This window comes from Commensalibacter communis, from assembly GCF_947179015.1.
In the GTDB taxonomy this organism is placed as follows: domain Bacteria; phylum Pseudomonadota; class Alphaproteobacteria; order Acetobacterales; family Acetobacteraceae; genus Commensalibacter; species Commensalibacter communis.
On sequence record NZ_CAMXCM010000003.1, the window covers coordinates 219,889 to 231,933 of the forward strand.

Genomic DNA, 12,045 nt, shown 5'->3' on the forward strand with positions numbered 1-12,045 from the left:
ATGGTTAATAAGTTTGGATTATATATTGCTGTTGCTGGGGCTTTTCTAGTCCCATCCCTTACCATAGCAGCACATGCAGAAGATGCGAATAATGGTTGGTTTATTCCTAAAAATAGTCAACCTAAGCCTGTTTCAACGGCGCCAAAAGCAGCTGTAAAACATACTGCAGCACCAAGAGTTATGGCACCTGCACCTACGCCAGCTGATGAAGGTGGCGAGGATGGCGACATGCAAAATCAGCCTCAAGCTGTTTTACCATTGCCTCCTGTTCCTAAACCTGCGGCTTTACCAAAATCTAACACGCCACCAACAGCGGTTATTGGGGTTATTAGTGTTCCAGATGTTATGCGCCAATCGGTTGCTGCTCGTGAAGCAGAGAAAGTTTTGGTTGAACGTCGAGATCAGTTGCAAAAAGATGTTCAAAAAGAACAAAAAGCTTGGAGAGCAGAACAGCAACAAATCCAAGCTAAAGCAAAAACGATGACGGATGCGCAACTTCAAGAGCGTGGACGTAAATTGCAAGCCCGCGTCATGAATGCACAAAAAGATTTTCGTAACCGCAGCCGTATCATTCAAGAATCAGCACAAGTTGCATTTGGTCAAGTTGAGCGTGAATTAATTTTATTAATTCAAAATGTTGCTGAGAGTCACAATATGAATCTGGTATTACATCGTGAACAGGTTGCTTTGAGTGTGAACGAGCTGGATATCAGTAACGAGGTTGCAAAAGAGTTAAATAAGAATTTATCTTCTGTATTTATTCCTGCAGCTGATGTTGACCCAGAGGAATTAGCTAAAAGTGGTTCTATGCCGACAACAGCCAATCCTGATGCGTCTCCAAAAGCTGCAGCAAATAGTGTTGTAAAAAAAGCTCCTGAACAACAGGATAATAGTAAGAAATAAAGGTGTATCGCGTGAGTATAGAGCAAGAAAATCATCATCCTGGGGACAGCCGTTTTTTTTCAAAAACAGGCCCTTATACTATCGACGATCTAGTTAAGGAAACAGGTGCTCAACTCACACCACCTCGTAAAAATGTTAACCAAGTTAAATTTTCTGGAATTGCACCCTTACAGGTTGCAACTTCAGCAGAAATTAGTTTTTTAGATAATAAGCGTTATTTGCCATTATTGGCTGAGACAAAGGCTGGGCTTGTTATTGTAGCCCCCGCTTTTGCTGATAAAGTTCCAGAAACAAGTGCTGCTTTGGTAACGTCCAACCCGTATTTGATATGGGCAAAGATTGCGACTTTGTTCTATCCCAAAAATAAAGCCAAGCCAGGAATACATCCTACTGCTTATATTCATCCTGATGCTGTCATTGACCCTAGTGCAGAGGTTCAACCCTTTGCAGTCATCATGAATGGTGTGCATATTGGTAAAGAATGCATTATTGGTGCTCACTCTGTAATTGAACAGGGTGTCCAAATCGGTGAATATTGTCGCATTGGGAATCATGTCTCTTTGAGTCACTCTGTGCTTGGTGATCGCGTAACGTTATATTCAGGTGCTAGAATTGGTCAGGATGGATTTGGTTTTGCAGTTGGAGATAAAGGGTTTGTTAGCATCCCCCAAATTGGCAAGGTTGTGATTCAGAATGATGTCGAAATTGGGGCTAACTCGACCATTGATAGAGGTTCTGTTCGAGACACCATCATTGGTGAGGGATCCAGATTAGATAATTTAGTTCAAATTGGACATAATGTGCAAATGGGGCGTTGCTGTATTGTTGTGTCTCAGGCAGGTATATCTGGTTCAACCCAGCTCGGCGATTTTGTTACCATTGCAGCTCAGGCAGGATTGATTGGTCATATTCATATTGGTGACCATGCAAGAGTAGGGGCGCAATGTGGCGTTATGTCTGATGTTGAGGCAAAATCAGATGTGATTGGTAGCCCCGCGATGCCGTTCAAGGAATTTTTCAAAAATGTTGCTTTTTTAAGGCGCATGGCAAAATCATCAAAAGGTAAAGAAGATAATTAAAAGTTAATTGATGATTTTGATAAAATCGGTATAACTAAGATAGCTATTAAAAGATTGATATAATTTATAAGTGGTTGAATAAAGTGAACATAGACGCAAATAAAACAGGTGTTTCACCAGAAGCACAAGATCCTGCTATTGACCTTCCTGTTATTGATATTGAAGGCATTATGAGTGCTATTCCACATCGATATCCATTTCTATTAATTGATCGTATGGTCAATGTCAAAAAAGGATTATCTGCCACAGGAATTAAAAACGTATCAGTGAATGAGAATTTCTTTCAGGGGCATTTTCCTGGCCGTCCAGTAATGCCTGGTGTTTTAATCATCGAGGCGATGGCTCAGACAGCTGCAGTATTGGTTGTAAAAACATTAGGGGCAGAGTTTGAAGGTAAGATTGTCTATTTTATGACAATTGATAATGCTAAATTCAGACGTCCCGTTGGACCTGGCGATCAATTACATATTGATGTTGAAAAAGAACGCCAACGTGCGAATGTATGGAAATTCCGCGGTATTGCTAAAGTAGATGGTGTATCTGTTGCAGAAGCAACGTTTAGTGCAATGATTATGGGTTAATAGCTAAATAGCATTATTTTATTCTGTGAAATTGTAATAAAGTATTTATGACGTTTATATATAATATAAAAAGATGGAGGAAATCCTGGTAGATACAGTAAACGCTACTATGAGTGATAGTGAGATCCATCCATCTGCGGTTATTGCTGCTGGGGCAAAAATAGGTCGAGGAGTTTATATCGGTCCTTGGTGTTCTGTGGGACCTGATGTTGTGATTGAAGATGGTGTCAAGCTAATTGCAAATGTTATTGTAGATGGTCATACGGTTCTTGGAAAAGAATCTATATATTATCCCTTTAGCACGATTGGTCTTGCCCCTCAGGATTTGAAATATAAAGGCGAACCGACACGTTGCGTCATTGGTAGTAGAACCATCGTTCGAGAACAAGTTACCATACATCGTGGAACAGAATCAGGTGAAGGGGTGACTATCGTTGGATCTGATTGTTTGCTGATGGTGAATGCTCATATTGCACATGATTGTCATCTTGGTGATCGCGTTATTATTGTGAATAACGTCGTTTTAGGTGGGCATGTTCAAATCGATGATGATGCTCGCGTAATGGGTTCTGCGGCGATTCATCAATTTGTCAGAATTGGTAAAGCAGCGTTAGTTGGCGGTGTCACTGGGGTTGAATCTGACGTTATCCCTTATGGTAGTGTTCTTGGAAATCGTGCGCGTTTAGTTGGGATGCACTGGATATGGTTGAAACGTAATGGCGTGCTTAACGAAGAGCTTCATATTTTAAGAAACGTATATCGTCATTTATTTCCTAGGGACGAAGATCAGCATGGTGTTTTCGAAGAACGATTACAAATTGTAAAAGAAAAATTCGGTCATATTGAGAAAGTCCAACAAATTATTGACTTTATTGAACAACCTAGTCGCCGTGGATTGGTCAAAGTGGGGCGTTCGATTTCTTCTTCGGAAAAAGAAGGATAAATAAGCATTTAGATGCAAAATCAATTTACTGAAAAGAAAGCAGCCGTTGGAATCTTAGCTGGTGGGGGACCCTTGCCAGGTAAGGTTGCAGAGGCTGTTTTTGCGATGGGACGTCCTGTTTTTATTGTTGGATTTCAAGATTTTGCTGAACCAGAAATCATTGAAAAATGGCCACATGAATATATTCGTTTAGCAGCAGCTGGACGGATTTTGTCGGCACTACGTGAGCATCATTGTGAAGATATTGTTTTAATTGGCCCTGTTAAGCGACCATCTTGGCGTGATTTACGCCCAGATGCAGAGGGAGCCAAAATCCTTGCTCGAATAGGGAAAGCTTTATTTGCAGGAGATGATGGTTTATTGGCAGCATTGGTTCGTGTATTCGACGAAGAGGGATTCAAAGTCCGTGGTGCGCATGAATTTTTAGATCCTGTGATAGAAGGTGTGTATGGAAAAATTAAACCTGATACTCAAGCCTTACAAGATATTGCTAAGGGGATCGAAGTTAATCAAGCGTTAGGGCGATTGGATATTGGCCAAGGATGCATTGTTCAAAATGGGTTGGTCATTGCTGTAGAAGCAATGGAAGGCACAGATTCTATGGTTAAAAGAGCTAAGGATTGTCAGCAGCCAGGTCTAGGTGCTATTTTAGTTAAACAAGTAAAACCTGATCAAGAAAGACGGGCGGATATGCCGACAATTGGACCACGCACGGTAATCGGAGCGTGTGAATCTGGATTAAGAGGGATCGCTTTTGAAGCTGGTGGCACGCTGATCGTGCAGCAGGATGAAGTAATCCGTCTGGCTGATGAAAATGGGATATTTCTGTTAAGTTATCATCCAGAGAATTTTAAACAAAAATATTTAAAATGAAAGAGAAACAAAATGGCTACTTATCTTCATACAATGATTCGAGTTCATAATTTAGAGAAAAGCTTAGCTTTTTATCAGTCTCTTGGTATGAGAGAAATTCGTCGTAAAGAGGTGACCGAAGGCAAGTATACACTTATTTATGTTGGTTTTGATGATAACGCAGCGGGCGAAGCTGAAATCGAATTGACTTATAATTGGGGGCATGATGTGCCTTATGATATGGGCACAGGATTTGGTCACTTAGCGCTTGGTGTTGATGATATCAATAGTGTGGTAGAAGCCGTTCGTAAATCTGGTGGGAAAGTAACCAGAGAGCCAGGACCTGTAAAATTTGGTACGACCATCATTGCTTTTGTTGAAGATCCAGATGGTTACAAAATTGAGCTAATCCAAAACGATTCTTATTAATTGGACTTTATGGATAATCATGAATAGGCAAAATTTATTTGCACATGCCAAAGAACATTTTGGAACTATTCCTGATTATCCATGGATCAAATTTCCTGACTATGCTGTATTAAGACATTGTAAAAATAGAAAATGGTATGGCTTATTGATGAATGTTTCAGGCATCAAGCTTGGTTTAAAGTCTGAAGATCGGATTGACATTTTAAATGTTAAAGTCGATCCCGAATATTCTTATTTTTTACAGCAAAAACCTGATATTTTTCCCGCCTATCATATGAATCGAGAACATTGGGTCAGCGTCTTGCTAAATGGTAACGTTTCAGATGATGAAATTTACTTGTTATTGCAACAAAGTTTTGACTTAACGGGTTAAGTTTATTTTTTCGTTTCTTTCAGATAATCAGCAACTTTTTCAATTGACTGTGCAATAGATTCTGCAGATTGCAAGGTTTTTTCATCAGCTAATTTATTTAACAAGATACGATCTGCCATTAAAAGTGCAGGAGATAGTAATCCCTTCACATCGTGTCTGAGAACAGAAAGTTGCTGCTGTTGAGTTACTTCGATTTTGGTTATTTTTTTTTGATAAAAATTCATCGCAAACAATAGGATTAAGGTGCAATATAATCCCATAAAAATAAAGATAAACCATGTTGGTAGGGTCGCATCATATAAAGAGAAGGCTAGGACACATAAAATGATCCCTGATGTGATGCTGGCAACATAAGGAAAAATAGTTTTCTTCTGTAATGGTGGGGGTTGAGTCGTCGCCATCCTTGAAAATTCCTATGGAAAACAAATTATTTTCTTGTAAATAGCATAAAAAAGCATTTCTGCCTATGGACTTAGATTGACGATTTTATATATTCAGATTATAACCACCTCTTTAGGACTATAATTATTTGTTTAGAACTGAGAATATTGTTAAAGAGTTAATTTATTCTCAGTGGCTTTAAAGGAGAGAATTCGTGAAGCGTACATATCAACCTTCTAAAATTGTTCGCAAACATCGTCATGGTTTCCGTGCACGTATGGCCACTGTTGGCGGTCGCAAAGTGATTGCTAATCGCAGATCAAAAGGACGTAAACGTCTATCTGCATAATAGGGTTTGGCGTTAAAGCGAGTAAAGTTGTTGACTGATACAGGTAACAAGCTCCAGCCGGTCTTGCGTTTGAAAAAGCGGGTACAATTTTTGAATGTAGCTGCAAACGGTCAGAAAGTCCCTACATCGAGTGTTATTTTGCAATTATTACATCGTAATGATAGCGAAGCAGGTAGAGTAGGGTTTACCGTTACTAAAAAAGTTGGCAATGCTGTCATTCGTAATCGTGTTAAAAGAAGATTACGGGGGGTGATGCAAGAACTAGCTCAAAAAAATGCTTTTCAAGGGATTGATATGGTGATGATTGGGCGAAAAAACACCTATCAAAAACCGTATGAGGCAATTGTTAAGGATTTTTCTTGGGCTTTACGCAAAGCTGGGGTCGCATTAAATAAGTAAATGAAACGAATATTCATTGGTTTGATTTATATTTATCAGCTCACGTTACGCCCATTACTTGGGCATCATTGCCGTTTTAACCCATCTTGTAGTCATTATACCCAAAAAGCTATTCAAACCCATGGTGTATTCAAAGGAATCATGTTGGGTGGATGGCGTATTTTGCGGTGTAATCCTTGGAACTTGGGTGGAGAAGATCCTGTTCCTCCTAAAAAATAGAGCGATATTTTTTTAAATTCAATGAATGATTGGCTGGCTTTGAATGGATAACAAGCGCTTTTTTCTGGCGACTTTGCTTTCTGTTGTTCTTCTTTTTGCATTCGAGTATTTTACCCCTAAAAAAGAAGAAACACACAATACAACACAACAAGTTAAACAAGAGCAAACGAAGCTTACAACACAAAAAGGTGAATCGTCATCAACTCAAGTTGTTGCAGAAGCTGGACCAGATATCAGAATCCCTATTAACGCAAATCAGGTTAAAGGCTCTTTGAACCTCAAAGGGGCTTTGTTAGATGATTTGGTTTTAAAAAATTATCGTGAAACAATTCAAAAAGATTCGCCTTTGGTACGCGTTCTTTCAGCTCCAAAAACCAAAGATGCAAATTATGTGCAGACGGGTTGGGTGAATGCTGAACATGATACCACTAAATTGCCAGATATTAATTCAGTTTGGAAAACAGATCAAAAAGAATTAACCCCTGAGCACCCTATCACCATGACATGGGATAATGGGCAAGGGGTAAAGTTTGAGAAAACAATATCGATTGATAAAAATTACATGTTCAAATTTGAACAAAAAGTAATTAACGCATCGGATAAACCTGTCTCTGTATTTTTTTACGGTCGTGTCAGCCGTGGATATACTCCAAAAGAGTTAAGCGGGTATTTGGTGCATGATGGTCCTATTGGTATTGTTGATAAACGTCTTGAACAATATTCTTATGAAACCATCCGTAAAGATTCAAAAGCCCCTTCTGATATTTCATGGAGCAAAAATACAACCGGTGGATGGGCTGGGATTACAGATAAATATTGGCTGACAGCAATTGTTCCACAACAAGATAAAAATGTTAGTGTTGTATACGGTTTTACACCAGATGCCGATCAAACTGCAAATATTAATACTGATGGTGTTGAAAAGGGAACTTATCAAGTTGGATTCACATCACGTCAACCAATGGTTGCAGCCCCTGGCGAAACGGTTTCAACTTTTGGACATGTGTTCTCTGGCGCCAAAGTTGTCGAACTTTTAAATCAATATGAAAAAGAATATCATATTCCTGATTTCTGGAAAGCGGTTGATTTTGGTTGGTTTGCGTTTTTGACGTATCCTATTTTCATTGTCCTAGATTGGTTGAACAATTTTTGGGGTAATTTTGGGTTGGCATTGTTGACCTTTACCTTGATTGTTAAGGGTGTATTTTATCCTTTGGCTTCAAAGCAATTTCATTCAATGGGCAAAATGAAGGCATTACAGCCTAAAATGAAAGAAATTCGCGAAAAGTATAAAGACGACCAACAATTGATGAATCAACAGATGATGGGTCTTTATAAAGAACAAGGGGTTAATCCTGCGAGTGGATGTTTACCAATCTTAATTCAAATTCCAATTTTCTGGTGTTTGTATAAAGATTTGTATGTCACGATTGAAATGCGTCATGCGCCTTTCTTTGGCTGGATACGTGATTTGTCTGCACCTGATCCAACCAATATATTTAACCTATTTGGATTATTGCCTTTTGATCCTGCTGCGATCTCTCCGTTCTTACATGTTGGTATTTGGCCGTTAATTTTTGGATTAACGATGTTCTTGCAACAAAAGTTAAATCCTGCAGTATTAGATCCTATTCAAAAACGAATGTTTCAATTCATGCCAATTATTTTCACTGTGGTTTTGGCTACACAACCAGCAGGTTTGGTAATTTACTATAGTTGGAACAACACATTAACAGCATTACAGCAATTGGTTATTCAAAAACGTATGGATGCCAAAGCGAAAAAAGCGAAAACCAAAGCAGCTAAAGGATAGACCGTGGGTGAATTATTACCACCATCTGTTGACGATGCAGAGTATCAAAGACTAGTTGAAGCGGGGCGAGTATTATTCGCTCAAGAGACAAAATTCTTCTTTGGTGCTCAGCGTTTAAATCAATTAGAGCCAGCAACCTTACCAGAGGTTGCGTTTGCTGGGCGTTCCAACGTTGGGAAGTCTAGTCTAATTAATGCCCTTACTGGTCGGAAAATGTTGGCAAGGGCATCTTCTGAACCAGGTCGCACGAAACAACTTAATTTCTTCAATATCGGCGAAAAGTTAGTTTTTGTTGATATGCCAGGCTATGGGTATGCCAAAGCATCTAAGGATGTTAAAAGTGACTGGCAAAAAATGATGTTTGCATTTTTACGTGGCAGGCCAACTTTGTTACGTGTCATGCTATTATTGGATGCACGTATAGAGTTGAAACAAAGCGATCATAATATTATGGATTTGCTGGATCGTGCTGCGGTGACGTTTCAAATTGTCTTGACAAAGGCGGATCAATTATCTGCTGCACAATTAGATAAAAAACAAAAAGAAATTTCAGAAGTCATGAAAACGCATACTGCTGCTTATCCTTTCATTCGAGTAACCAGTAGTCAGAAAAATATTGGTATTGAAGAATTAAGAGCAGATCTAGTAAGGTTAATACAAGATTAATTTAATCTTACGCGATAATTAGGATTTTAAGATTATGACCAAACAAAAATCATTGGATTCTGTAAAAAAGGCTGCCAAAGAGGCTCATGAACAAGCCAGTGTGCTTGCCCGTGCATTGCCTTATTTGCGACGCTATACAGGTGATACGATTGTTGTAAAATATGGTGGTCATGCGATGGTCGATAACGGACTATCAAACGCATTTGGGAATGATATTGCTTTGTTAAAGCAAGTCGGAATTAATCCAATTGTCGTGCATGGTGGTGGACCACAAATCAATGCGATGCTAGAGCGCATGGATGTGGAAACGACTTTTGTTGATGGATTGCGTGTTACGAATGCTGCAATTATCGATGTGATTGAAATGGTTCTGGCTGGAACTGTGAATAAACAAGTCGCAACATTGATTAACCAAGCAGGGGCTTTGGCTGTCGGAATTTCTGGTAAAGATGGTGGACTAATCGAAGCTCAAAAATTGATGAAACATGTATGGGATGATTCGATCAAAAGAGAGCGTACAATTGATCTAGGATTGGTTGGACAACCCGTGCGTATTGATCCACGAGTTTTATACGCATTGTCAGGTTCAGGTCTTATCCCCGTTGTTGCGCCGATTGGTATGGATAAACAAGGACAGACCTATAATATCAATGCGGATATTGCTGCCGGTGCGATTGCTGGTGCCGTCCGTGCTTCCCGATTATTTATGTTGACTGATGTTCCTGGCGTTTTGGATAAGGACGGAAATTTAATTTCTGAACTGACCGAAGAAGAAGCCAAAGAAGCAATTGCCAACGGTGTCATTACCGGTGGGATGATTCCAAAGATTGAAACATGTCTTGAAGCGGTTAAAGCGGGGGCGCAAGCAGCGGTGATTATGGATGGTCGGGTTCCCCACGCATGTTTATTAGAGCTGTTTACCGAAGGCGGATCTGGTACGATTATTCGTCCTAATCATTCTTAACAATTATTCAAATATTTTATTTTAACATTATAGGGAAAGAAAAGAATGGCAGATCATTCATTGTTACAAGTTGAAATTGAAAAATTATGGGAAGATCGCACCAATATTTCCCCTGCAACATCTGGTTCAGCACGTGATGCTGTTGAAAAAGCATTATCCATGTTAGATTCTGGTGAGTTACGGGTGGCAACTCCTGGTAACTCAGGTTGGACAATCAATGAATGGTTGAAAAAAGCTGTTTTATTGTCTTTCCGTTTATATGATAATGTTGGCATGAAAAATGATGCTGGTGTTCCAGCTTATGACAAAGTTCCGTTGAAATTTGCAAATTGGAGCGATGCTGAATTCAAACAAGCAGGCTTTCGTGCGGTTCCTGGTTCTATCGTTCGTCGTTCTGCTTTTATTGCGCCTAATGTTATTTTAATGCCAAGTTTTGTTAATGTTGGTGCTTATGTTGATAGTGGCACAATGGTCGATACTTGGGTAACCATTGGCAGCTGTGCTCAAATTGGTAAAAACTGTCATATCAGTGGTGGCGTTGGAATTGGTGGCGTATTGGAACCTTTACAAGCAGCCCCTGTTATTATTGAAGATGATTGCTTTATCGGTGCACGTTGTGAAGTTGCTGAAGGCGTTGTCGTTGAAAAAGGCAGTGTGTTGTCTATGGGTGTTTTCTTGGGAGCGTCAACCAAGATTATTGATCGTACGACTGGCGAAGTTTTCATGGGACGTGTTCCTGCTTACTCTGTTGTCGTTCCTGGCACATTGCCTCCGAAACAAGCAACAAGCGAAACAGGAAACCCATTGCCAGGATTGGCTTGTGCGGTCATTATTAAACGTGTTGATGAGCGTACTCGTTCAAAAACATCCATTAATGATTTGCTAAGAAGCTAATTTCTTTAAAAGAATATTTAGGGGTAATTATATTATGAGCGATCCAGTTTCGTTATTACAAGAACTGATCCGTTGTCCATCGGTTACCCCAGAAGATGCAGGTGCCCAAGACGTTTTAAAGGCACGGTTAAATAAACTAGGATTTGAAATCTTTGATCTTCCTTATGGGGAAGGTCAAGATCGAGTTCTTAATTTTTTTGCACGTTATGGTAACGGCCATCCTCATTTTTGCTTTGCAGGACACACAGACGTTGTTCCTGAGGGTAAAAGTCATTGGGACAATGATCCTTTTTCAGCTGAAATCATTGACGATGTTATCTATGGTCGTGGTGCATGTGATATGAAAGGTGGCATCGCTGCTTTCGTATCCGCTGTGGAAGATTTCTTATCTCAGAAAAGTAAATTTGCTGGTTCTTTAAGTTTTCTGATTACAGGGGATGAAGAAGGACCAGGTATCAACGGTACATTCAAAGTGCTGGAATGGATGCAAGCACATAACCATATTCCTGATTTTTGTCTAGTGGGTGAACCAACTTCTGCACAAGTTCTTGGTGATGTCATTAAAATTGGCCGTCGAGGCAGTTTGAATGCTGTGATTGAAGTTGAAGGAACGCAAGGACATGTTGCCTATCCTCATTTAGCAGATAATCCTATTCATAAATTAATGACCATTTTGACCTCATTGACACAACCTATTTTAGATAATGGGAATGAGTGGTTTCAGCCTTCTTCTGTGCAAGTCACCTCTATTGATGTTGGAAATACTGTTACGAATCTAATTCCAGCCACAGCCACAGCACATATCAATATACGTTTTAATAATTTACATACTGGCACTGCATTAAAAGGCTGGATAGCGACACAGTGTCATCGCGTTACCATACATTGTAAAATAAACGTTGCTATTTCTGGAGAGGCTTTTTTAACTGAACCTGCGAATGAAGTCAGAGCGCTTTGTGAGGCTATTCATACAGTGAATGAAGTCAAACCACGTTTGGATACTGGTGGGGGCACTTCCGATGCACGATTTATTTCGCAATATTGTGCGGTTGCAGAATTCGGTCTTGTCGGGCAAACCATGCATAAAGTAAATGAATCTGTATCTGTCCATGATTTACATCAGTTAAGTAAGATTTACTTGAACGTCATAAAAAATCTATTTGAGCAATCATCTCATTCATAAAAGATCAAGAGGGCAAA

16 protein-coding genes are annotated in these 12,045 nt (G+C 39.5%); 15 read left to right on the forward strand and 1 reads right to left on the reverse strand.

The features are described from left to right. From PQG54_RS07680 to PQG54_RS07710, 7 genes are all read left to right on the forward strand, one after another. Nucleotides 1–903: an OmpH family outer membrane protein gene (locus PQG54_RS07680; protein ID WP_271788558.1), complete on the forward strand. Its 903-nt coding sequence runs from the start codon at nucleotides 1–3 to the stop codon at nucleotides 901–903. 11 nt (nucleotides 904–914) lie between these two features. Continuing rightward, the gene (gene lpxD / locus PQG54_RS07685; protein WP_271788559.1) at nucleotides 915–1,982 is read left to right on the forward strand and encodes a UDP-3-O-(3-hydroxymyristoyl)glucosamine N-acyltransferase; all 1,068 of its coding nucleotides are present in this window, start codon (nucleotides 915–917) and stop codon (nucleotides 1,980–1,982) included. Between the two features lie 137 nt (nucleotides 1,983–2,119). Next, a complete protein-coding gene (gene fabZ, locus PQG54_RS07690) occupies nucleotides 2,120–2,563 on the forward strand; it encodes a 3-hydroxyacyl-ACP dehydratase FabZ (RefSeq protein WP_271789515.1) in 444 nt (147 codons plus the stop codon). A gap of 109 nt (nucleotides 2,564–2,672) precedes the next feature. Continuing rightward, the gene (gene lpxA, locus PQG54_RS07695; protein WP_271788560.1) at nucleotides 2,673–3,506 is read left to right on the forward strand and encodes an acyl-ACP--UDP-N-acetylglucosamine O-acyltransferase; all 834 of its coding nucleotides are present in this window, start codon (nucleotides 2,673–2,675) and stop codon (nucleotides 3,504–3,506) included. A 12-nt stretch (nucleotides 3,507–3,518) separates the two neighbouring features. Further along, nucleotides 3,519–4,379: an LpxI family protein gene (locus tag PQG54_RS07700; RefSeq protein ID WP_271788561.1), complete on the forward strand. Its 861-nt coding sequence runs from the start codon at nucleotides 3,519–3,521 to the stop codon at nucleotides 4,377–4,379. 12 nt (nucleotides 4,380–4,391) lie between these two features. After that, nucleotides 4,392–4,787: a lactoylglutathione lyase gene (gloA, locus tag PQG54_RS07705; protein ID WP_271788562.1), complete on the forward strand. Its 396-nt coding sequence runs from the start codon at nucleotides 4,392–4,394 to the stop codon at nucleotides 4,785–4,787. A gap of 19 nt (nucleotides 4,788–4,806) precedes the next feature. Beyond that, nucleotides 4,807–5,160 carry an MmcQ/YjbR family DNA-binding protein gene (locus tag PQG54_RS07710; RefSeq protein ID WP_271788563.1) on the forward strand — a complete coding sequence of 118 codons (354 nt, stop codon included), beginning with the start codon at nucleotides 4,807–4,809 and terminating at the stop codon, nucleotides 5,158–5,160. 2 nt (nucleotides 5,161–5,162) lie between these two features. Here PQG54_RS07710 and PQG54_RS07715 read toward each other — a convergent pair whose 3' ends face one another. After that, nucleotides 5,163–5,561 carry a hypothetical protein gene (locus tag PQG54_RS07715; RefSeq protein ID WP_271788564.1) on the reverse strand — a complete coding sequence of 133 codons (399 nt, stop codon included), beginning with the start codon at nucleotides 5,559–5,561 and terminating at the stop codon, nucleotides 5,163–5,165. Nucleotides 5,562–5,755: 194 nt separating this feature from the next. Here PQG54_RS07715 and rpmH point away from each other — a divergent pair, with 194 nt between their 5' ends. The 8 genes from rpmH to dapE all read left to right on the forward strand — a co-directional run bounded on the left by rpmH (nucleotide 5,756) and on the right by dapE (nucleotide 12,028). After that, nucleotides 5,756–5,890, forward strand: a complete 135-nt coding sequence (gene rpmH / locus PQG54_RS07720; RefSeq protein ID WP_008854041.1) for a 50S ribosomal protein L34 — start codon at nucleotides 5,756–5,758, stop codon at nucleotides 5,888–5,890. Between the two features lie 63 nt (nucleotides 5,891–5,953). Next, entirely contained in the window at nucleotides 5,954–6,289 is a 336-nt protein-coding gene (rnpA, locus tag PQG54_RS07725) for a ribonuclease P protein component (RefSeq protein ID WP_271789516.1), read from the forward strand. Continuing rightward, nucleotides 6,290–6,508 (forward strand): membrane protein insertion efficiency factor YidD, encoded by a 219-nt coding sequence (gene yidD, locus PQG54_RS07730; RefSeq protein WP_271788565.1) that lies wholly within the window; start codon nucleotides 6,290–6,292, stop codon nucleotides 6,506–6,508. Between the two features lie 43 nt (nucleotides 6,509–6,551). Further along, nucleotides 6,552–8,321 (forward strand): membrane protein insertase YidC, encoded by a 1,770-nt coding sequence (yidC, locus tag PQG54_RS07735; RefSeq protein WP_271788566.1) that lies wholly within the window; start codon nucleotides 6,552–6,554, stop codon nucleotides 8,319–8,321. A gap of 3 nt (nucleotides 8,322–8,324) precedes the next feature. Then, a complete protein-coding gene (gene yihA / locus PQG54_RS07740) occupies nucleotides 8,325–8,987 on the forward strand; it encodes a ribosome biogenesis GTP-binding protein YihA/YsxC (protein WP_271788567.1) in 663 nt (220 codons plus the stop codon). Nucleotides 8,988–9,021: 34 nt separating this feature from the next. Next, nucleotides 9,022–9,951 (forward strand): acetylglutamate kinase, encoded by a 930-nt coding sequence (argB, locus tag PQG54_RS07745; RefSeq protein ID WP_271788568.1) that lies wholly within the window; start codon nucleotides 9,022–9,024, stop codon nucleotides 9,949–9,951. 45 nt (nucleotides 9,952–9,996) lie between these two features. Then, complete coding sequence (gene dapD / locus PQG54_RS07750; RefSeq protein ID WP_271788569.1) at nucleotides 9,997–10,845, forward strand: 2,3,4,5-tetrahydropyridine-2,6-dicarboxylate N-succinyltransferase; 849 nt, start codon at nucleotides 9,997–9,999, stop codon at nucleotides 10,843–10,845. Between the two features lie 34 nt (nucleotides 10,846–10,879). Then, on the forward strand, nucleotides 10,880–12,028 hold the full coding sequence (gene dapE / locus PQG54_RS07755; RefSeq protein WP_271788570.1) for a succinyl-diaminopimelate desuccinylase: 1,149 nt from the start codon (nucleotides 10,880–10,882) through the stop codon (nucleotides 12,026–12,028). The last annotated feature ends 17 nt before the right edge of the window (nucleotides 12,029–12,045 follow it).